The sequence below is a fragment of the Enterococcus sp. C50 genome (assembly GCF_040887505.1).
GTDB classification, from domain to species: Bacteria; Bacillota; Bacilli; order Lactobacillales; family Enterococcaceae; genus Enterococcus_B; species Enterococcus_B thailandicus.
Genome location: NZ_JBFOFW010000005.1, coordinates 109,397 through 130,941 on the forward strand (window position 1 = coordinate 109,397; position 21,545 = coordinate 130,941).

Annotated in this window: 16 protein-coding genes; 14 read left to right on the forward strand and 2 right to left on the reverse strand. The window is 36.7% G+C overall.

Annotated elements, in window-relative coordinates:
* Nucleotides 1–38: 38 nt before the first annotated feature.
* Nucleotides 39–785, forward strand: a complete 747-nt coding sequence (gene truA, locus AB3I20_RS08140) for a tRNA pseudouridine(38-40) synthase TruA (RefSeq protein ID WP_368027154.1) — start codon at nucleotides 39–41, stop codon at nucleotides 783–785.
* Between the two features lie 88 nt (nucleotides 786–873).
* On the opposite strand, the gene AB3I20_RS08145 is transcribed toward truA, so the two are convergent.
* Both AB3I20_RS08145 and rpmB read right to left on the reverse strand, forming a co-directional pair.
* The gene (locus AB3I20_RS08145; RefSeq protein ID WP_368027155.1) at nucleotides 874–3,498 is read right to left on the reverse strand and encodes a YfhO family protein; all 2,625 of its coding nucleotides are present in this window, start codon (nucleotides 3,496–3,498) and stop codon (nucleotides 874–876) included.
* 554 nt (nucleotides 3,499–4,052) lie between these two features.
* Entirely contained in the window at nucleotides 4,053–4,241 is a 189-nt protein-coding gene (rpmB, locus tag AB3I20_RS08150) for a 50S ribosomal protein L28 (RefSeq protein ID WP_067483507.1), read from the reverse strand.
* Nucleotides 4,242–4,513: 272 nt separating this feature from the next.
* Here rpmB and AB3I20_RS08155 point away from each other — a divergent pair, with 272 nt between their 5' ends.
* From AB3I20_RS08155 to AB3I20_RS08215, 13 genes are all read left to right on the forward strand, one after another.
* The gene (locus tag AB3I20_RS08155; protein WP_067483505.1) at nucleotides 4,514–4,876 is read left to right on the forward strand and encodes an Asp23/Gls24 family envelope stress response protein; all 363 of its coding nucleotides are present in this window, start codon (nucleotides 4,514–4,516) and stop codon (nucleotides 4,874–4,876) included.
* Between the two features lie 51 nt (nucleotides 4,877–4,927).
* Nucleotides 4,928–6,607: a DAK2 domain-containing protein gene (locus AB3I20_RS08160; RefSeq protein WP_067483503.1), complete on the forward strand. Its 1,680-nt coding sequence runs from the start codon at nucleotides 4,928–4,930 to the stop codon at nucleotides 6,605–6,607.
* Between the two features lie 116 nt (nucleotides 6,608–6,723).
* The gene (recG, locus tag AB3I20_RS08165; RefSeq protein ID WP_349702640.1) at nucleotides 6,724–8,757 is read left to right on the forward strand and encodes an ATP-dependent DNA helicase RecG; all 2,034 of its coding nucleotides are present in this window, start codon (nucleotides 6,724–6,726) and stop codon (nucleotides 8,755–8,757) included.
* Nucleotides 8,758–8,804: 47 nt separating this feature from the next.
* Nucleotides 8,805–9,806, forward strand: coding sequence for a phosphate acyltransferase PlsX (plsX, locus tag AB3I20_RS08170; protein ID WP_067483499.1), 1,002 nt, complete (start codon nucleotides 8,805–8,807; stop codon nucleotides 9,804–9,806).
* Between the two features lie 122 nt (nucleotides 9,807–9,928).
* Complete coding sequence (acpP, locus tag AB3I20_RS08175; protein WP_067483497.1) at nucleotides 9,929–10,171, forward strand: acyl carrier protein; 243 nt, start codon at nucleotides 9,929–9,931, stop codon at nucleotides 10,169–10,171.
* A gap of 301 nt (nucleotides 10,172–10,472) precedes the next feature.
* Nucleotides 10,473–11,477 carry an ABC transporter ATP-binding protein gene (locus tag AB3I20_RS08180; protein ID WP_067483495.1) on the forward strand — a complete coding sequence of 335 codons (1,005 nt, stop codon included), beginning with the start codon at nucleotides 10,473–10,475 and terminating at the stop codon, nucleotides 11,475–11,477.
* Nucleotides 11,478–12,422, forward strand: coding sequence for an ABC transporter ATP-binding protein (locus tag AB3I20_RS08185; RefSeq protein ID WP_067483493.1), 945 nt, complete (start codon nucleotides 11,478–11,480; stop codon nucleotides 12,420–12,422).
* A complete protein-coding gene (opp4B, locus tag AB3I20_RS08190; protein ID WP_067483491.1) occupies nucleotides 12,422–13,384 on the forward strand; it encodes an oligopeptide ABC transporter permease in 963 nt (320 codons plus the stop codon). Before AB3I20_RS08185 ends, opp4B begins: the two co-directional genes overlap by 1 nt.
* Before the next feature lie 29 nt (nucleotides 13,385–13,413).
* Entirely contained in the window at nucleotides 13,414–14,328 is a 915-nt protein-coding gene (locus AB3I20_RS08195) for an ABC transporter permease (RefSeq protein WP_067483489.1), read from the forward strand.
* A gap of 23 nt (nucleotides 14,329–14,351) precedes the next feature.
* The gene (locus AB3I20_RS08200) at nucleotides 14,352–16,130 is read left to right on the forward strand and encodes an oligopeptide ABC transporter substrate-binding protein (protein WP_067483487.1); all 1,779 of its coding nucleotides are present in this window, start codon (nucleotides 14,352–14,354) and stop codon (nucleotides 16,128–16,130) included.
* 303 nt (nucleotides 16,131–16,433) lie between these two features.
* Nucleotides 16,434–17,126: a ribonuclease III gene (gene rnc / locus AB3I20_RS08205; protein ID WP_067483701.1), complete on the forward strand. Its 693-nt coding sequence runs from the start codon at nucleotides 16,434–16,436 to the stop codon at nucleotides 17,124–17,126.
* Nucleotides 17,127–17,142: 16 nt separating this feature from the next.
* Nucleotides 17,143–20,721 carry a chromosome segregation protein SMC gene (gene smc, locus AB3I20_RS08210; RefSeq protein ID WP_368027156.1) on the forward strand — a complete coding sequence of 1,193 codons (3,579 nt, stop codon included), beginning with the start codon at nucleotides 17,143–17,145 and terminating at the stop codon, nucleotides 20,719–20,721.
* A 9-nt stretch (nucleotides 20,722–20,730) separates the two neighbouring features.
* The gene (locus tag AB3I20_RS08215) at nucleotides 20,731–21,540 is read left to right on the forward strand and encodes a Cof-type HAD-IIB family hydrolase (protein WP_067483482.1); all 810 of its coding nucleotides are present in this window, start codon (nucleotides 20,731–20,733) and stop codon (nucleotides 21,538–21,540) included.
* Nucleotides 21,541–21,545: the final 5 nt, after the last annotated feature.

The following is a 21,545-nucleotide window of genomic DNA, read 5'->3' on the forward strand; positions in this document are numbered from 1 at the left end:
CACAGCCTCTTTTTTATGGGAAGATAAGGAGAGAAAAAATGGTACGTTACAAAGCAATCATTGCGTACGATGGTACAAATTTTCATGGTTTTCAAAAGCAACCAAATGGTCGAACTGTTCAAGAAGAGTTGGAGAAAACATTAAAAAAAATGGCAAATGGACAAAGCATTACAGTTTTTGGTTCTGGTCGAACGGATTCTGGTGTTCATGCAGTTGGACAAGTTATTCACTTTGATTATCCGCAAGAACGACCTTTAGAACGTATGCGATTTGCTCTAGATACTCAATCGCCAGAAGATATTGCAGTTAAGAAAGTGGAAATTGTTCCCGAAGATTTTCATGCACGTTATATGGTTCATGAAAAAACGTATCAATTTCGAGTAGATATTGGTAAACCAAGAAGCCCGTTTCGTCGACATTACGCGAGTTACTATCCTTATCCATTAGACTTGGAGAAGATTGAACGAGCTTTGCCAGATTTAATTGGAACGCATGACTTCACTTCATTTTGTGCTGCAGGAAGTTCCATTGAAGATAAAACGCGGACGATTTATGAAGCAACAATGCAAGTAAATGATGCAGGAGACGAACTGCTATTTACATTTAGAGGGAACGGATTTCTGTACAAAATGATTCGTATTTTGGTAGGTACATTATTGAAAATTGGAAATGGTCGAATACCAGAAGATGCAATTCCAGAAATTATTGCAAAAAAAAATCGCAATTTAGCAGGTCCAACGGCACATCCAGAGGGCTTGTACTTGTACGAAGTGAAATATGAATAAATAGTATTACACTTCGTTAAACAGTTAATAGTACACTAAAAAGCACACCAAACAACTTTGTTTGGTGTGCTTTTTTTGTCTAAATGATTTATTTAAGAGAATCTGTGCCATCTAAAATTCTTTTTCGAGCTAAAAGATAAGAATAAAGAGCAAAGAGTAAGATACAAATTACGAATAACATACTTCCGAGCTTAAATCCTTTTGGCAAGTAGCTAAAAGTAATCGTATGTTTGCCTTTTGGAACTTTGACCATTACAAAAGCATTTTGGAAACTTTCAATAGCGACAGCCTTTCCGTCAACTTTTGCTTGCCAACCTTCATCATAAGGAATTGTTGTTACAAGCATGGCGTCTTGGTCTGAATTAACTGTGCCCGTGGCTTTACGACCTGAAGTGGTTAAATCGACACCTTTATTTTTAATCTGATTCATCGCAGCTTGATAGGCAATAAGATTTAGTCCAACCACTTCTGGTTCTATGAAGCTGACTTCTTTTGTTCCATAAAAACTAGCTGTAAAAGTTACTGTAGTATCAGTAGGGTAGTAACCTAGATCGTAATATTGACCAGAAATATTGATTTGTGTTTGTCTTGAAGTTCCATTTACCGTAATAGTTGCGCTCGAACTTTCTAACTGAGCGTAGTTCGTTGGGAATAAACTTAAGTAAGCTTGTGTATTTGCAGGAACTTGAACTTCCCAAGTTAATTCTTTTGCTTGGTTACTGGTTATTTCAGAGTAAGTGACACCAGTTGTTGTATTTGTGATTTTCGTATTCGTTTGTTTTTTCAACGTAGGCTTATAGAAAGAGTAATAATCTTCTTGTAAACCAGAAAGTTCATTGATTAAGTTTGTTTGACTTGTTAAATTATCAGTTGCTGGTTGCTCGACGTCATCAATTGTCAATGGAGCAGTGAAAGCAAGCGGTAGAGCATTAATATTTTCATAGAGTGTGTAATCACCACTTTGTCCAACTTGATTGAAGCCGTATTTGCTAAATGTATTTTCGTTTTTGCTGATGTTATATTTAATACCAGTAAACCCATCCATTAGCAATGTATTATTTGCATAGCGAATATTTAGATTGGTACCGCGTGAACGAAAGCCAAGTCGATCAAGATAAGAAGAAGAGTTACGATTACGGATGGAAGAAAACATACTGATACCACTATATCCATAGTTTAATGAATCATTGGCAGAAACAGGATCTAAATTTTCTAATCGATAAAATGTATCGGATTCTTTTTTCGTTTTTGTTACTAGCTCTTGGATGTTTGGATAAGGATCTGTAAATAAACTGCGTGAAGCATAGTTCCAATCGTCTAAAATACCATGAATCATGCTGTTCGTATTGACTATCGCCTCAGAAGACATTAGAAGTAATAATAAAATACTTAACTGTTTCATAGGGATTTTTTTGAGTTGGAAAAATCCAACAGCAATAGCATAAAGAACTAAAAAGACAACTGTTAAAATAAAGGACGTTGTCGTTACATAAGTGTAACTTTCAGCTGGCTTAAGCGCCCAAGAAATTGAGAAAATAGCAGCTAAGATAAGTGTGATGCCGACAAAAAGTCCGTGATCGTTCTGTTCCAATTTTTCCCAACCATAACCGGCAAGCAAAATGACCAGAAAAGAAAACAAGTAGGCGTAACGGAATAAGAACATATTCGGTGCATGCATACCATGCCAGAATAGATTTAATGGAACTAGATAAAAACTTGCGATTAAAATTATGAACAAACTTCCAAACAAAAGTTTATTTTTTAATTGGATTTTTCGACTAACAAAGTAAAAAATACAAAGAACTAGTGGAAATAATCCCGCGTAGACAAATGGAATTGATCCATATTTCGTTGTGTCATAGACGCCAATCATGTTTTTCATTGCTAGATCTAAGAAAGAAGTTGCTTCTGTTTTTAAAGCAGTTATTTGGCTCAGCTCTTCACCATTAGATCGTAAATCAAGTATAGCAGGTAAGATGATGATCATTGATGCCCCACCAGCTAATAACGAAGTAATTCCATAAGGTAGAATGGTTTTCTTGTATTTGGACCAGTTGGTAAAAAGTCTCGCAAAGAAATAAAGAAAAGAAAAGACACCAATCATGAAGCCCATATAAAAGCTAGACAAAAATAGTAATAAGTAACTAACAAATAAGACAAGCGGTTTTTTTAAATCCATCACACGATGAATACCTAAGATGATTAATGGTAGGTATACGAAGGCATCTAACCACATAATGATTTCTGAGTGCGCGGTGACAAAAGAAATCAACGCATAGCTGATACTTAACGCCACTTGCCCCCAGCGTGGGATTTTAAAAGTTCTTCCTAAAAACCAAAAAGCTAAACCAGCACTGGCTACTTTGATTAAGGTTAAAAAGTAAAGTGCATCAGGCATGTATTGATTTGGAAAAAAGAAAACTAAGGGTGTAAAAATACCTCCAAGATAGTAGGAGATCAAGGATAAGTAATTTAAACCTAATGAAGCGTTCCACGTGTAGAAAATACTTTGTTTTCCAAAAAGCATATTGCGGAAGCTGGCATGGAAATTCGAAAATTGTGAGAATGCATCACTCGCTAAAATACTTCTGCTACTACCAGGATAAATTCCAATACTTAAATAAATAAGTGCCAGAATAATTAGTGGAATGAAAAAGCTAGCAGCCATGTATGGCCAATTTTCTTTGAAGAATAGTTTATAATTTTTTTTCATTTTATTTTTCACCAAATTTCTATGAAGTTGTTTTAAGTTTATCATACTCAGGTTTTTCTCCACCAAAAATGAGCCTAATTTTCATTAAAAAATAAAAAAATGAAATAAATAACGATGGTAAGTTTAAAAAACCTAGGAATTTACGATTTGTTAAAAAATAAACAAATCAATATTTTAGTTAATTTTACAAGCTTTTTGCTATTGACAGCGTTTGTATATAAGCGTATATTTTAGTTGTAAAAAAAACATATATTACTCGCTTGCATTAGAGGCAAGTGGCACATAAAAAAGAACTTAGAACAGCTATCTCAATGGATAATTGCTCTAAGTTCTTTTTCTTTTGGAAAAATGTGTTTTAGCTGAATGATATCAGGTCGATTAACCAAAAGACGAAAAATAAATTTTCTACTTTTTAGCTGAATCATATATGTAAGAACGGTTTAAGAGGTTGTGCTTAAAGCACAACTTCTTTTTTGAGGAATCAATAATAATCTTGGACATAAATCCAAGAAAAAAACCGTTCATACGATGAACGGTTCGCAGTCCTGATTCAATTAAACGCGTTCAACTTTTCCTGATTTCAAAGCACGAGTTGACACCCAAACTTTTTTAGGTTTACCGTCGATCATAACGCGAACTTTTTGTAAGTTAGGTTTAACAGTACGTTTTGTTGAGTTCATAGCGTGTGAACGGTTGTTTCCACTTGAAGTCTTGCGACCTGTAAAGTAACAAACTTTAGCCATGTAAATTTCCTCCTTTGCCTTGATATTGGAGCAATAGAATAATTAAGCTCATACCAAACTAACTTATCATATAAGAAGGCAATTTGCAAGCATATTTATCGAGTTATAATTGACATTTCCGCATAATAATTGTAAATTATACAGGGTTGCTAATAAACATTTTGAGGGTTTTAAGGTACTTTGAAAGTAACTGCCTTTTATTTCACGTTATGCTATGATAAAATATTATAGAAGAAAAATGGGCTATTTGTGCCCGTTAAGGAGGCTTATTCATGGCTGTAAAAATTCAAACTTCAGCTGGAACCATTGAAATTACCAATGATGTGATTGCAACAGTTGTTGGTGGCGCTGCAACGGACGTTTTTGGTGTTGTTGGTATGGCCAGCAAAAATCAAATTAAAGATAATATTACTGAGATTTTGCGCAAAGAAAACTATTCTCGTGGAGTAGTTGTTCGTCAAGAAGAAAATGGTATTGCAGTTGATGTATATACAATTATTAGTTATGGAACAAAAATTTCTGAGGTTTCACGTAATGTTCAGGAAAAAGTAAAATACAACTTAGAGGCATTATTAGGTGTAACAGCCAATTCAGTTAATGTCTTTGTACAAGGTGTTCGTGTACTGCCAGACTAGGCAGGAGACTTGCTAGTAACTCAGCAGTCGATCTGAAGGAGGATTATCCAGGTGAGTGTAACAGAAATCAGTGCAAGCCAGTTCCAAGAAATGGTTCAGGCCGGTGCGAATCGTCTGCAAGCAAATGCAGAATATGTCAATTCATTAAATGTCTTTCCAGTACCAGATGGAGATACTGGAACAAATATGAACTTATCAATGACTAGTGGCGCAAAAGCCGTAGTCGACTCAACTTCTGAAAAAGTTGGCGAATTAGCCGCTGTGCTTTCTAAAGGACTTCTTATGGGAGCTCGAGGAAACTCAGGAGTTATTTTGTCTCAACTATTTCGTGGGTTTTCAAAACAAATCCCAGAAGTAGAAACATTGAATGCAACAAACTTAGCAGCAGCTTTCACACATGGGGTCGAAACTGCTTATAAAGCAGTAATGAAACCAGTTGAAGGAACGATTTTAACTGTTGCCAGAGAAGCAGCCAAAGCAGGTGAAAAGAAAGCAAAATCTACGGATGACGTAATCGAAGTAATGACTGCTGTTGTTAAAGGTGGGAAACGCGCATTAGCGAAAACACCTGATTTATTACCTGTATTAAAAGAAGTTGGAGTAGTAGATAGTGGCGGTCAAGGTTTGTTATTTGTATATGAAGGTTTCTTGAGTGCATTAAATGGTGAATTCCAAGTCGATGACATCTATGAACCATCTCCTGCAGAAATGGATGAAATGGTTAATGCAGAACATCACCGTAGTGTACAAGGACAATTGGCAACGGAAGATATCCATTTTGGTTATTGTACAGAAATCATGGTTAAAATTGGCGAAGGTCCAACTGTTGATAGCCAGTTTGATTATGAAGGCTTCCGTAACTACTTGGACGGACTTGGTGATTCATTATTAGTTGTAAATGATGATGAAATCATCAAAGTGCACGTTCATACAGAACATCCAGGTGAAGTAATGAATTATGGTCAAAAATTCGGTTCATTGATTAAAGTAAAAGTGGATAACATGCGTCTACAACACGAAACAATTTTAGAACATGATGAAGATGTTCAAGAATTTACAGAAGAAAAAGTACGTGTTCCTTATGGCGTGGTAGCTATCGCAGCAGGCCAAGGAATCCAAGAACTTTTTGAAAGTCTAGGTGCCAACTATGTGATTAGCGGTGGGCAAACAATGAATCCAAGTACAGAAGATATTTTGAAAGCAATTAAAGATGTTAATGCTGATCAAGTAATTGTTTTACCAAATAACAAAAATATTTTCATGGCTGCAGATCAAGCAGCTGAAGTTGCCGAAATTCCTGTAGCAGTTGTTCCGTCACGGACAATCTCTCAAGGCTTGACAGCGATGTTATCATTCAACGATCAAGTTTCATTAGAGGAAAACAAAGCAACGATGACTGATGTATTAAGTAGTGTCATAAGTGGTCAAGTAACACATGCTATCAGAAATACTTCAATTGATGGAGTAGAGATTGTCGAAGGCGACTTTTTAGGAATGATTGATGGAAAAATCGTTATTTCAAATCCTGATATTGTGGATACTTCTTTAACTACTTTAAAACAAATGATTAATGAAGATACTGAAATTGTGACAATCCTTGCTGGTGAAGGCGGTACAGTCGCACAGGCAGAGGAGTTGGCAGCAACGCTAACAGAAAAATATCCTGATTTAGAAATCGAGATTCACCAAGGAGACCAACCAGTCTATCCTTATCTGTTTTCTGCTGAATAGGAAAGTTTGTCACAAAGCCATCATTTCATGGTGCAGAAAGTATGAAGGACCTCGGTTTTCGATTAACTTTGATCGAAAACCAAAGTCCTTTTTTTGTTAAGAAAGGAGTGAAGTCGATGCGAGCGTTAACGGATCCAGTTACTGTGCTAGCTGGTGTAGGACAAAAAAGAGCAGAGAGTCTAGCTAGTTTAGGTATACATACAATTGAAGATTTGCTGACGTACTATCCTTTTCGTTATGAAGATATACAAGAAAGAAATTTAACAGAAATCCAAGATCAAGAAAAAGTGACGTTAAAAGGATTGGTTGTTTCACCACCCGTATTGAGTCGCTTTGGATACAAAAAAAGTCGATTGCAGTTTCGGATGATGCAAGATCATGCTGTTTTTAATGTTTCTTTTTTTAACCAGCCTTATCTTAAAGATAAAATTATTTTGTCTGAAGAAATTGCAGTGTATGGTAAATGGGATTCAAAAAGAAAAGCACTAAGCGGGATGAAAGTTCTTGGCTCGCAGACGTTAGATGATTTTTCACCAATTTACCATGTCAATAAGTCAATCAGACAAACAACGTTGGTTGATTTGATCAAAAAAGGGTTCGACGAGTATGGTGACTTAGTTGAGGAAAATCTTCCGTATACATTAGTGGAGAAGTATCGTTTGCTTGATCGTCAAACGGCAGTTAGAAGCATGCACTTTCCCAAAAATCATGAAGAAAATCATCAAGCCAAGCGCCGAGTTGTTTTTGAAGAATTTTTCTTATTCCAAATGCAGCTGCAAGGACTTAAACATGCAGAAAAATCTGAAAAAAATGGAATCGAAGTTTTATATGATGTTCAAAAGCTCAAAGAATTCACTCAAAGTTTGCCATTTGAATTAACTGATGCTCAAAAACGAGTAACAAATGAAATTTGTCGTGACTTACGGAGTCCTCAACATATGCAACGTCTCTTGCAAGGGGATGTTGGTAGCGGAAAAACAGTGGTAGCAGCAATTGCATTGTACGCAGCTGTTACAGCAGGGTTCCAAGGTGCGCTGATGGTTCCAACTGAAATTTTAGCCCAGCAGCACATGGAAAGTTTTGTACAATTGTTTTCAGATAAGCTTTCTGTTGCCCTGTTAACGGGTTCAACAAAAGCAAAAGAAAGACGTGAACTATTAGAGCGTTTGGAAAGTGGCAAAATAGATGTGGTGATTGGTACCCATGCATTGATTCAAGAAGGTGTAGAATTTAAGAACCTTGGACTAGTTATCACGGATGAACAACATCGTTTCGGTGTTAACCAACGAAAGGTTTTACGAGAAAAAGGATGGCGACCAGATGTTTTATTTATGACAGCGACACCGATTCCGAGAACGCTTGCTATTACTGCTTATGGTGAAATGGATGTATCCATTATTGATGAACTTCCTGCAGGGCGAATACCGATTGAAACTAGATGGATTCGTACGCCGCAATTAGATAGTGTCTTAGAGTGGACCAGAAAAGAGTTAGGCAAAGGACATCAAATGTATGTAATCTGTCCGTTGATTGAAGAATCCGAAGCACTAGATGTTAAAAATGCTGTAGAAATTTATGAAAAACTCAATGATTTATTCGCGCCAGAGTACGAAGTAGGTTTATTACATGGAAAAATGAAGAATCAAGAAAAAGAAAGAATCATGGAAGACTTTAAAGAAAATCAAACACAAATTTTGGTTTCTACCACAGTAATCGAGGTTGGGGTGAATGTTCCAAATGCAACGGTTATGCTAATCATGGATGCAGATCGTTTTGGTTTGGCACAGCTGCATCAGTTGCGTGGTCGAGTTGGTCGTGGAAGGGATGCTTCATTTTGTATTTTAGTTGCTAACCCGAAAAACGAAATGGGTGTGGAACGGATGAAAATTATGACGGAAACGAATAATGGTTTTGTTTTAAGTGAAAAAGATTTAGAATTACGAGGACCAGGTGAAGTTTTTGGTTTCCGTCAATCTGGGTTACCACAATTTGCAATTGCAGACTTGGTAGCAGACGGAAATATTTTAGAAGTAGCTCGGGATGAAGCCACACAAATTTGGCAGAAGGCTAATTGGCAAATTTTGCCAGAATATCGAGTATTAGTCCAAAGCTTACAATTAGAAAGTCAAGACAATCGTTATTTTGATTAGTGGATGTGCTATACTTTGAAATGATGAACGAAAGAGGAGTGAAGACAATGAGAATTGCGGTAGATGCAATGGGCGGTGATCATGCACCACAAGCAATTGTGGAAGGTGTTGCTTTAGCTCAACAAGATTTCCCAGAAGTTGAATTTTTATTGTATGGGAAAGAGTCAGAAATCAAAAAATATTTAACAAATGAAAAAAATATTACAATTATTCATACAGATGAAAAAATTAGTAGTGATGACGAGCCAGTGAAAGCAATCCGTCGTAAAAAAACGGCCTCAATGGTTCTTGCTGCACAAGCTGTTAAAAATGGCGAAGCAGATGCGGTTTTTTCAGCAGGAAATACGGGTGCGCTACTTGCCGCTGGTTTATTTATCGTTGGCCGAATCAAAAATGTTGAACGTCCTGGCTTGATGTCAACCTTACCAGTCATTGGAAAAGAAAATGCTGGCTTTGATATGTTAGATTTAGGTGCGAATGCTGAAAATAAACCAGAACACTTACTCCAATATGGGATTTTAGGTTCATTTTACGCACGAAAAGTTCGTGGAATCGGACGTCCTCGCGTAGCCTTATTGAATAATGGAACAGAAGCGACAAAAGGTAGTGAGTTAACGAAACGTGCTTATGAGTTATTGCAAAATGAAACAAGCTTGAACTTCATTGGAAATGTAGAAGCACGTGAATTGTTGAATGGTGTTGCTGATGTGGTTGTGACAGATGGTTTTACTGGAAATGCTGTTTTGAAATCAATTGAGGGAACAGCATTAAATATGATGGATTTATTGAAATCTGCAATTTTGAATGAAGGAATCAAAGGGAAGATGGGCGCTTTATTATTAAAAGATGGGTTACGTTCATTAAAATCTGAGATGGATTATTCAAAACATGGCGGTGCGGTTTTATTTGGATTAAAAGCTCCTGTGATCAAAACACATGGCGCAACTGGACCAGACGCCGTTCGTTATACGATTCGTCAAATCCATACAATGTTAGAAACGAACGTTGTTGGACAGTTAGTTGAGCAATTTGAAAGCTCTGCAGATTAATTATCATTTAATGTAAACGATGTGAAATATGAGATAATGAAAAAAAGGTAGACATTTTCAAAAAATGTCAGTAAAATTAGCCTTGGTTAAGGCAGTTGTCTCGATTGTTGGAGGTGAAAACATTGACTCGTGAAGAAATATTTAATAAAGTAGCGAAAATTATTTCAAACCACTTTGAAATGGATACAGATAAAGTTACAGATGATTTGAATATCAAGGATGATTTGAAAGCTGACTCAATTAGTATCATGGAATTTGTTTTGGAGCTTGAAGACGAATTTGGAACAGAAATTTCGGATGAAGACGCAGAACAAATTGAAACGGTGGGCGGCGCAGTAAATTATATCTCAGAACATCTAAAATAAGTTAAACCCACGTATAACCAAAAGACCTAAAAATCTTCGTTGATTTTTAGGTCTTTTTCTTTTATTTTAAAAGCACCTTTTTTAATCTAATGCAAATGGTAGCGGTTGTAGTAGATTTAGTTTTCAGACAATTCAGGCAACAATTTCAATTGTGCTTGCAAAGTAAAACGGTTTTCTATATAATTATTAAGAAAATATTATACTTCGTTAAGAATAGGATTGGTTTAAATGATTTTATTCTGTGTGAGTATTATTTTATTAACGAAAAACTTCCATCTAGGGAGCAGAGAGGGGTATTCGATTGTCGGATAATCAATTATTAGATGTTCAGAACCTACACACAGGCTTCCGTATCAAAGATGAATTTTACGATGCAGTAGACGACGTTTCTTTTACTTTAGATAAAAACGAAATCTTAGCAATCGTTGGAGAATCTGGTTGCGGAAAAAGTACATTAGCCACTACTATTATGGGGCTGTTGGATCCTAACAATACCAAGATTACAGGAGAAATTTTATATAATGATTTAAATCTAATTGATTTGAATGAAACACTTTATAACAAGATTCGTGGAAATGATATTGGAATGATTTTCCAAGACCCATTGTCAGCGTTGAATCCTCTAATGAGAATTGAAGACCAAATTAAAGAAGGTCTTTCTTATCATACAAAGATGAATGCAGAAGAGCGTCAAGCAAGAGCACTTGAATTGTTAGATCAAGTGGGGATTCCTAATCCGACTCGAGTGGGACGTCAATATCCGCATGAATTATCTGGTGGGATGCGTCAACGTGTAATTATTGCGATTGCGATTGCATGTAAACCGCCAATTGTCATTGCTGATGAACCAACAACAGCGTTAGACGTGACAATTCAAGCACAGATTCTTGATTTATTAAAAGACTTACAAGAAGAAACAAAAACAGGAATTATTTTGATTACCCATGACTTAGGTGTTGTGGCTGAAATGGCAGATCGCGTAGCTGTTATGTACGGTGGACAATTCGTTGAGGTTGCTGAAGTTGAAGAATTGTTTGAAAATCCAAAACATCCATATACACGTTCATTATTGAATTCAATTCCTCAAGAAGGACAACATGAAGAAGAACTACATGTGATTGAAGGAGTTGTTCCTTCATTGAAAAATATGCCACGTCGGGGTTGTCGTTTCGCTCCACGGATTCCATGGATTCCAGAAAGTGATCATGAAAAAGACCCAATTCTTCATGAAGTAGCACCGAACCATCTCGTTCGTTGCTCATGCTATAAGCATTTTCATTTTAGAGACGAAAAAGGAGAGGTGTAGATGACAGAATTAATCACAATTAATGATTTAAAAGTTCACTATCCGATTCGCAGCGGTTTTTTCAATCGAGTAAATGATTATGTTTATGCTGTAGATGGCGTCGACTTCGTTATTGAAAAAGGAAAGACGTATGGTTTAGTTGGAGAATCTGGTTCAGGAAAATCAACGACGGGTAAGGCGATTGTTGGGCTAGAAAAAGTGACGGATGGTCAAATCATTTATCAAGGAACAGATGTAACAAAACGTAGTAATCGCAAGAAAATCGAATACAACAAAGATGTTCAAATGATTTTCCAAGATTCAATGTCTAGCTTAAACCCTAAAAAGCGGGTATTAGATATTATTGCGGAACCAATTCGTAATTTTGAACGTTTAAGTGATCAAGAAGAAAAGAAAAAAGTAAAAAGTTTACTTGACATTGTTGGGATGCCAGAGGATGCGTTATACAAATATCCACATGAGTTTTCTGGTGGTCAGCGTCAACGTTTAGGTGTTGCTCGTGCCGTAGCAACAAATCCAAAATTGATTGTAGCGGATGAACCAGTTTCAGCGCTTGATTTATCTGTACAAGCGCAAGTTTTGAACTTTATGAAACGAATCCAACAAGAATTTGGACTTAGTTATCTATTTATTTCTCATGACTTAGGTGTTGTTAAACACATGTGTGATAATATCGCTATCATGTATAAAGGTCGTTTCGTTGAAATCGGAACAAGGGAAGATATCTACAATGACCCACGTCACATCTATACAAAACGTTTACTGTCTGCAATTCCTCGAATCGATGTTGAGAATCGCGAATTGCATAAAGAGAATCGCCGAAGAGTTGAACAAGAATACATCAATAGTCAAAAAGATTATTACGATTCAACTGGTCGGGTGTACGATTTGCGTGCATTATCAACTACTCATAAAGTAGCGTTAAAAGATGGAGGTGCTAGCTAATGTGGAAAACAATCCTACGTCGTGTGTTATTGATGATTCCTCAAGTTATTATTCTTAGTGTTTTAATTTTCATGTTGGCAAAAGCGATGCCAGGTGATCCATTTACTGGATTAATCAATCCAAACCAAGATCCAGCTGTGATTGAGCAAATGCGACAAGCTGCTGGGCTAAATGATCCGTGGTACGAACAATATTTCCGTTGGATTGGAAACGCATTGCATGGAGATTTTGGTCAAAGTTTCTTATACAAACGTTCAGTTGCTGACTTGATTGGTGAGCGTATCGTCAATACGTTGTACTTATCTATTTTGACAGTTATTTTAACGTATTTGATTGCTGTACCGTTAGGAATGTTAGCAGGTCGTTACCAAAATTCGATTTTAGACAAAGTCGTAGTTATCTATAACTTCTTCAGCTTTGCTGTACCATTGTTTATTTTCGGTCTAATCATGTTATTCATTTTTGGTTACCGTCTAGGTTGGTTCCCAACAAGTGGTTCACAGACTTTAGGACTAAGTGGCGGATTCTTTGCTCAGTTTGCCGATCGAATGAAATATATTTTATTACCATCAATCACGCAAGCATTTTTGGCTACGGCGGTTACGATTCAGTATCTTCGAAGTGAAGTAATTGATTCAAAATCATTAGACTTTGTAAGAACAGCACGTTCGAAAGGTGTACCAACTAAGAAAGTCTTCAGTCGTCATATCTTTAGAAATGCTGCTTTACCAATGGCGTCACAGATGGGGTACGAAATTACTTCATTGATTGCTGGTTCAGTGGTTATCGAGAAGATTTTTGGTTATCCAGGTGTTGGTAAGTTATTTATTGATGCTATTGGCCAACGTGATTATGCTGTTATTACTTCTTTAGTATTGATTTTAGGGATTGCAACATTAGTGGGGACCTTGCTTTCAGATATTATCATGAGTATTGTTGATCCACGTATTAGAATCCAATAAAAATCAATCAAAAAAGGAGGATGAGTCAAATGAGTGAAAAGAAAGATGTCGTAGCGCAAGAAAGTGTCCCACCAATGGGCCTGCGCATGATTGCACGTGAATTTAAAAAAGACAAAATAGCCATGTTTTCATTGGGCTTGTTAGTTCTTTTATTATTGTTTGTCTTTATTGGCGCTATTTTAACAGATCAAGATAAAGTAATGTATGTAAGTATTTTTGATAAATACGCTGAACCTGGAGCGATTTCTACTCAAGGTCATAAGTTCTTGCTTGGCGCAGATGAAGGTGGCCGAGATGTATTCGGTCAATTAGTGATTGGTGCTAGAAACTCTGTTTTAATTGGTTTTGCGATTACGATCATTACTTCGATCATCGGGGTAGGATTAGGAATCATTTCTGGGTATTACGGTGGAATGATTGATAATATATTGATGCGAATCGTTGATTTCGTCATGATTTTACCAATTATGCTGATTATTATCGTATTTGTTTCAATTATTCCTAAATACAATGTTTGGTCATTCATTTTTATCATGAGTGCATTCTACTGGGTAGCGAAAGCGCGACTCTTTAGAAGTAAAACATTATCAGAAGCAAGACGTGATTACGTCAGTGCATCGAAAACAATGGGAACAAGTGATTTTAAAATCATGTTCCGTGAAATTATGCCCAATTTAAGTTCATTGATTATTACCAACTTAACGATGAACTTTGCAGCAAATATTGGAATTGAAACTACTTTGACTTTCTTAGGATTTGGATTACCTACGAATGTACCAAGTTTAGGAACTTTAATTGGTTACGCAAGTAGTGGTGAAGTGTTAGTAAATCGTCAATGGATCTGGTTACCCGCGTCAATGCTAATTCTAGTTTTGATGTTGTGTATAAACTATGTTGGTCAAGCATTTAAGCGTTCTGCTGATGCGCGTCAACGTTTAGGATAGAACGAAATAAGGGGGATATAGGAATGAAGAAAACGATTTTTGGAGTAGTAACATTGTTATCTGTCGTAACACTAGCAGCTTGTGGCGGCGGCAGCGGTACTGATTCTTCTGGAAATGCTTCAGGAGATAAAGGGGATAGCCAAGCTTTATCATTCCCACTTGCAACAAAAAATGATAAAGATGCAATTGAAGATGGTGAGTTAGAAGCCGCAGTTGCAACAGATAGTCAATTCGCTGGGTTGTTCCAATGGGAATTCTATCAAGATGCGTTTGATGCGGCATTCATGGCACCATCACATGAAGCATTATTCTCAAATGATACAGATTTCAAAATCACTGATGATGGAGCAGCTACTTTAGACTTAGACCAAGATAAAAAAGTTGCGACAATCAAACTGAAAGACAATGTGAAGTGGTCTGACGGAGTGGACGTTACGGCGGATGACGTAATTTTCTCTTACGAAATCATTGGTCACAAAGACTATACAGGTATTCGTTATGACGATACTTTCCGTAATGTAATTGGTATGGAAGAATATCATGATGGCAAAGCAGATACGATTTCTGGAATCAAAAAAGTAGATGACAAAACAGTTGAAATTGAATATAAAAAAGTTGAGCCAAGTATGTTACAAGCCGGCGGTGGTGTTTACTCATATGCTGCTCCAAAACATACACTTGAAGGCGTAGCAATCAAAGACATGGAATCAAGTGATCAAGTTCGTAAACACCCTGTAACTTTTGGTCCTTATTACATGAGTAATATTGTTGCTGGTGAATCAGTAGAATACTTGCCAAATGAGTACTATTGGAATGGCAAACCAAAATTGAAAAAAATCACAATGAAGTCAGTGCAAACAGCTAGTGCAACAGAAGCATTGAACTCTAAGTTGTATGACATGATTTTCCAAATGCCAACAGATACTTACGAAACATATAAAGATATTGAAGGCTATACAAACTTAGGCCGTGAACAAACTTCATACACTTACCTTGGATTTAAATTAGGTAAATGGAACAACGAAGAAAGCACAGTTGAATACGATCCTAATTCAAAAATGGCTGACAAATCATTACGTCAAGCAATGGGTTACGCTTTAGATAATGACTCTGTTGGTAGCAAATTCTATGCTGGTTTAAGAAGCAACGCAACGTCATTGATTCCTCCAGTGTTCGAATCTTACCATGATTCTAAACTAAAAGGGTATACACAAGATATTGATAAAGCAAACAAATTATTAGATGACGCAGGATTCAAAGATGTTGATGGCGATGGTATTCGCGAAGACAAAGATGGCAAAGAATTCACAATCAAATTTGCTTCAATGTCAGGTGGCGAAACAGCACAACCATTAGCTGATTACTATGTACAACAATGGAAACAAATTGGTTTAAATGTTGAATACACAACTGGACGTCTAATTGAGTTTAACTCATTCTATGACAAACTAAAAAATGATGATCCTGAAATTGATGTTTATCAAGCAGCTTGGAATACAGGAACTGATCCAAATCCAAGTGGACTATGGGGACCAAATGCAGCATTCAACTACACTCGTTACGAATCTGAAGAAAACACAAAATTAATTGATGCAATCAATTCAAGTGATGCGTTTGATGCAGATTTCCAAAAAGAAGCATACCAAAAATGGCAAGAATATGCGTTTAAAGAAGCTTTTGCAATTCCAACATTATTCCGTAATGAAGTCTTACCTGTGAATGATCGCGTAAAAGACTGGAACTGGGCATACGACGAACGTAATCCTTGGGCAGAAGTTTCTGTAACAGATGCTTCACGCTAATCAAAATTTTTAACAGAAACTATTTTCGTTTATAATTTTACAATGAATAAGGTCAACCGCTTGCTGGTTGACCTTATTTTTTTGTTGGATACTAAAAGGAAAAAAAGAGTGACAGATTAGAACAAAGCTGTTCAAAAATTTAAGCAACCTTTTCTAAAAAAATCCCAATTAGTAAAGCAGCCTGTTTTGAACGACAGCCTTTTTCTTAAAGCTTTCTTACTTTTTAGTCAAACATTTCAAAATTATCAAAAAACCAGTATAATAAGGAAGTATGAAAAATATCCTATAAAAGGAATGTGGAAAATGGACAATCAGCTGACAAAAGAACTTAAAGAAAAATATACAATCGTTTTTCACGATCTAAATTTACTTGAACAAGCTTTTACCCATTCATCCTATGTGAATGAGCATCGCAATCTACACCTATCAGACAATGAACGTTTAGAATTTTTGGGAGATGCAGTGTTAGAATTAATGGTTTCTCAGTATTTGTATCGCTTGTATCCCGATTTACCAGAAGGAAAATTAACAAAAATGCGTGCAGCAATCGTTCGTGAAGACAGTTTATCAAAATTCGCAAAAGAATGTCATTTTGATCAACACGTCATGTTAGGTAAAGGTGAAGAAAACTCTGGTGGACGAACACGTCCTGCGTTATTATGTGACCTATTTGAAGCTTTTCTAGGTGCTTTATATTTGGACCAAGGCTTCGAAGTAGCGCATGCATTCATCAAGCAAGTTATCTTCCCAAAAGTCAAAGCAGGTGCTTTTTCACATGAGATGGATCACAAAACCAAATTGCAAGAAGTCTTGCAAAAATCAGGGGATGTTTTTATTGAATATCGCTTGATTAAAGAAGAAGGACCAGCCCATGAACGTATTTTTTGGATTGAAGTCTATGTTGATGATCAATTGATTGGTACGGGCCAAGGAAAATCAAAAAAATTAGCAGAACAAGCTGCCGCTGAAAATGCATTAGCAGCCTTGGAAGAGTAAGTGAGGGAAAGCTTTCGTGTATTTGAAACGAATTGAAATCGCTGGATTCAAGTCATTCGCTGATAAAACAGTGATTGACTTCGAAAACAGTGTCACAGCAGTTGTTGGTCCCAATGGTAGCGGAAAAAGTAACATCACGGAAGCCATTCGTTGGGTCTTAGGTGAACAATCAGCAAAAAGTTTACGTGGTGGAAAAATGCCAGATATTATTTTTGCAGGTTCAGATTCTCGTAAACAACTAAACGTAGCAGAAGTAACGGTCATTTTAGATAATGAAGACCATTATCTACCATTGGAATACAATGAAATAAGTGTGACACGTCGCTACCGTCGAACAGGAGAAAGCGATTTTTTTATCAATAAACAATCTTGTCGGTTGAAAGATATCCAAGAGTTGTTTTTAGATTCTGGCTTAGGAAAAGAATCTTTTTCAATTATCTCACAGGGAAAAGTTGAAGCGATTTTTAGTAGCAAACCGGAAGATCGCCGTGGAATCTTTGAAGAAGCAGCGGGTGTTTTAAAGTATAAACAACGTAAGAAAAAAGCAGAACAAAAGCTTTTTGAAACAGAAGATAACCTTAGCCGAGTTCAAGATATTATCTATGAATTAGAAGAACAGCTAACTCCTTTAGCTACTCAAAGTAAGGCAGCAAAGGAGTTTTTACGCTTAAAAGAAGAATTGACCGAAACAGATATTGCTCTAATGATTGCAGAAATCAAAGCGGCAAGAACTGAGTGGACCCAACGAGAAGCTGAACTAAAGCAATTTAATCAAGAGTTAGCGACCGTAACCGAGCAAATCCAAGAGCGTGAATCAACTCTGGCAACTTGGCGTAAACAAAATGCGCAAGCTGATCGTTTGATTGAAAAGAATCAGCAAAAATTACTTGCTTTGTCAGAAAGCCTAAAGCAAACAGAAGGACAAAAAGATGTTTTATTGGAACGCTCAAAGCATACCAAACAAAGTACACAAGAATATCAAGCATCTTTAGCGGAAGTACAGAAAAAAGTTCAACACTTTGAAAAACAACAAGCTAGTTTAACAAAAGATGTTGATAAAAAAGAAGCGGAAATCCAGCAAGCAGAAGCACAATTGATGGTAACCCAACAGGAACTTGAAAAATATCAAAAGTCGACAAAAGAATTATTAGCCGAATTACGCGATCAATATGTCGATTTAATGCAAGAACAAGCAGCTGTCGGAAATGAATTGAAATACTTAGAACGTCAGTACCAGCAAGAGACAGCAAAGAGTCAACAAACATTGGCAAAGCAAACAGAAGTTCAAGCAACTGTTGCAGAATTGTCGGCAAAAAAAGCAGAATTAGTGGAACAACAAACGAAACTGACTCAATCATCAGAAGAAATAAAAACAAAAGTGACAGCTATTCAGACAGAAGGAAAGAAATTCCAAGAACAGTTGAATACTGAACACCCAAAAATGTATCAATTGATGAATCAGGTGCAACAATTACGTGCACGACAAAAGAGTTTACAAGAAATCCAAGAAAACTATTTTGGCTTTTATCAAGGTGTACGTTTAGTGTTACAACACAAGCAACAATTATCTGGCGTTGTAGGTGCAGTCGCAGAACTAATTGATGTTCCAGCTGATTTCACTTTAGCAATCGAAACCGCATTAGGGGGAGCTGCACAACATATTATTGTTGAAAATGAAGTGGATGCAAGACAAGCAATCACTTATTTGAAACAACAAAAAGGTGGACGTGCAACTTTCTTGCCATTGACAACGATTAAACCACGTCAATTACCTGCTCATGTTGCGGCACAAGCAGCTACTATCGAGGGCTTTTTAGGCGTAGCAAGTGAACGAGTGACTTACCCAGATGCAGTCCAATCAGTAGTGAATAATTTATTGGGAACGATCCTTTTAGCAAAAGACCTAGCTAGTGCTAATACGATTGCACAAACGATTCATTATCAATATCGTGTGGTTTCTTTAGAGGGAGACGTTATGAACGCAGGTGGTTCAATGACAGGCGGAGCCAATAAGCGTGGAAACCAAGGAAGTTTATTCGCTCAAAATCAAGAATTGAAACAATTGACTAGTGAGTTTGACCAAGCAAATCAAGAACTACAAGTTCAAGAAAAGAAAGTTCAAGCTTTACAAGAAAAAGTTACGACACTTAGTGAAGAATACGAAGCTGCACGAAGTGTTATGGAACAGTTGCGTTTCGAAGAACAAGAAGTTGCAAATAAACTTCAAAATATCTCAAATGATTTAACACGTTTTGAAAAAGAACAACAGATTTCTAATTTTGAGACACGTGAGTTAAATCAATTTATCGAAACTTATGAAAAACAACGTACAGAATTAGCAACGAAGCAACAAGAATTGGAAGAACAACGCACGAAAATTGACGAAGAAATCAAATCTTTAAGTCAAGAAAGCGATCAAATGGAAGCTCGTCGCGCGCAAATCCAAGGACAAAAAGCGCAAGAACAAGCGGATCTTGCCGTATTAAAAGAACAGTTCAATCACTTGCAGATCCAGTTACGTGGTGCACGTGTCCAAAAAACAGAGGCAATGGAACGCCAGACAAGTTTAGAACAACAGCTAGCTGCGTTAACGGCAAACTTTTCTGATCATGAGTTGACAGAAGAAAGCTTAGACGAAAAAATTCGTGAATTATCTGTGCAACGTGAACAGCTACAAGCTGAACTTCAGGAAGTGAAAGCAACCCGTGACACAACGCAAAAAGAAATTGACCAGCTAGCAGAAGTATTGGCACAACAAAACCAAGAACACAAAGTTCGCTTGACTGAGCAATCAAAACTTGAAGTGAAAAAAGATCGTGCAGAGATGCTACTAGATCAGCACGTTACGTATTTAGAAACAGAATATCAAATGACTTTTGAGAAAGCTGTGATCGATTATCAACCAACAGCAGATGTTTTCGGTAGCAAAGAAAAAGTAGCGACATTGAAACGAAGTATTGAAGCACTAGGACCGGTTAACTTGAATGCCATTGAGCAATATGAACAAGTGAATGAACGTTATACCTTTTTATCTACTCAAAGAGATGATTTGCTTTCTGCGAAAAATCAGTTATTTGATACAATGGATGAAATGGATGATGAAGTTCGCACTCGTTTCAAAGAAGTTTTTGAAGCAATCCGCAAAGAATTCAAAGTGGTCTTTCCGAATATGTTTGGCGGTGGACGAGCAGAACTTGTCTTGACTGATCCCACTGATTTATTAAAAACAGGAATTGAAATCGAAGTTCAACCTCCAGGTAAAAAACTACAAAGTCTAAGTCTACTTTCTGGTGGAGAGCGCGCATTGACGGCAATTGCTTTGCTATTTTCAATCATTCGTGTGCGTCCGGTACCGTTTTGTATTCTTGATGAAGTAGAAGCAGCTTTAGATGAGGCAAACGTGACACGTTTTGGGAACTATTTGCGTAATTTCCAAAATGATACCCAATTTATTGTGGTCACCCACCGTAAAGGAACAATGGAAGCTGCGAATGTTTTGTATGGCGTAACGATGCAAGAATCAGGTGTTTCAAAAATCGTTTCTGTCCGTATGGAAGATCTTAAAGAAGATGAGAATCTTGTTGTGAAAGAGTAGGAAGTAAATATGATTAAATTAGTTGCCATTGATTTAGATGGAACATTACTAAACGAAGAAAAACAAATTTCTGCTAGAAATAAAGAAATTTTGGCGCAAGCAAAAAATCAAGGAGTTAAAATTGTTTTGTGTACAGGTCGTCCACTGGCGGCTATGGCACATTATTTAACGGAATTGGATTTGCTTGATTCAGGTGACTATAGCATTACGTTTAATGGTGGGCTTGTTCAAAAAAATGACACAGGCGAAATCATGGCGAAAAAAGTAATGACTATTGCAGACGTTGAGCAATTGACCCAGTTAGCACAAGCGTTGTCTTTGCCACTAGATGTGTTATCTGATGGGATTGTTTATCAGTTACCAACAGCTCCTGAAAAACAATCGCTTTATAATGTGCTGAATAAAGTTTTGGATTTCCGTCCGGGAACTTTGCTGGATGTTAAGAAAGCGGATGTTTTGAACAAAGCAGTTATTGCTTATGCACAAGAAGAATTAGATCCAAAAATTCAAGAAATTCCAAATGTGTTCCATGAACAATTTGAAATCATCAAGACACGTAGTATGCTGCTAGAATTTATGCCAAAAGGTGTTACTAAAGCGTATGGAATTTCTTTATTAGCAGAAGAGCTAGGAATCACCCAAGCAGAAGTCATGGCAATTGGTGATGAAGAAAATGATTTACCAATGATCGAATATGCAGGAATGGGTGTCGCAATGGCAAATGCTGTTCCTTTAGTTAAAGAAAGTGCAGACTATTTGACTGCAAGTAATGATGATGACGGTGTTGCACAAGCAATTGAAAAATTTGTTTTAGTATAGGGGGG

Excerpts from the sequence above, each read along its gene's own strand:
- opp4B (WP_067483491.1), top strand. The coding sequence starts at position 12,422 with ATGTGGAAAACAATCCTACGTCGTGTGTTATTGATGATTCCTCAAGTT.
- AB3I20_RS08185 (WP_067483493.1), top strand. The coding sequence starts at position 11,478 with ATGACAGAATTAATCACAATTAATGATTTAAAAGTTCACTATCCGATT.
- AB3I20_RS08145 (WP_368027155.1), bottom strand. The coding sequence starts at position 3,498 with ATGAAAAAAAATTATAAACTATTCTTCAAAGAAAATTGGCCATACATG.
- rpmB (WP_067483507.1), bottom strand. The coding sequence starts at position 4,241 with ATGGCTAAAGTTTGTTACTTTACAGGTCGCAAGACTTCAAGTGGAAAC.
- rnc (WP_067483701.1), top strand. The coding sequence starts at position 16,434 with ATGGACAATCAGCTGACAAAAGAACTTAAAGAAAAATATACAATCGTT.
- AB3I20_RS08155 (WP_067483505.1), top strand. The coding sequence starts at position 4,514 with ATGGCTGTAAAAATTCAAACTTCAGCTGGAACCATTGAAATTACCAAT.
- recG (WP_349702640.1), top strand. The coding sequence starts at position 6,724 with ATGCGAGCGTTAACGGATCCAGTTACTGTGCTAGCTGGTGTAGGACAA.
- AB3I20_RS08215 (WP_067483482.1), top strand. The coding sequence starts at position 20,731 with ATGATTAAATTAGTTGCCATTGATTTAGATGGAACATTACTAAACGAA.
- truA (WP_368027154.1), top strand. The coding sequence starts at position 39 with ATGGTACGTTACAAAGCAATCATTGCGTACGATGGTACAAATTTTCAT.
- AB3I20_RS08195 (WP_067483489.1), top strand. The coding sequence starts at position 13,414 with ATGAGTGAAAAGAAAGATGTCGTAGCGCAAGAAAGTGTCCCACCAATG.
- AB3I20_RS08200 (WP_067483487.1), top strand. The coding sequence starts at position 14,352 with ATGAAGAAAACGATTTTTGGAGTAGTAACATTGTTATCTGTCGTAACA.
- plsX (WP_067483499.1), top strand. The coding sequence starts at position 8,805 with ATGAGAATTGCGGTAGATGCAATGGGCGGTGATCATGCACCACAAGCA.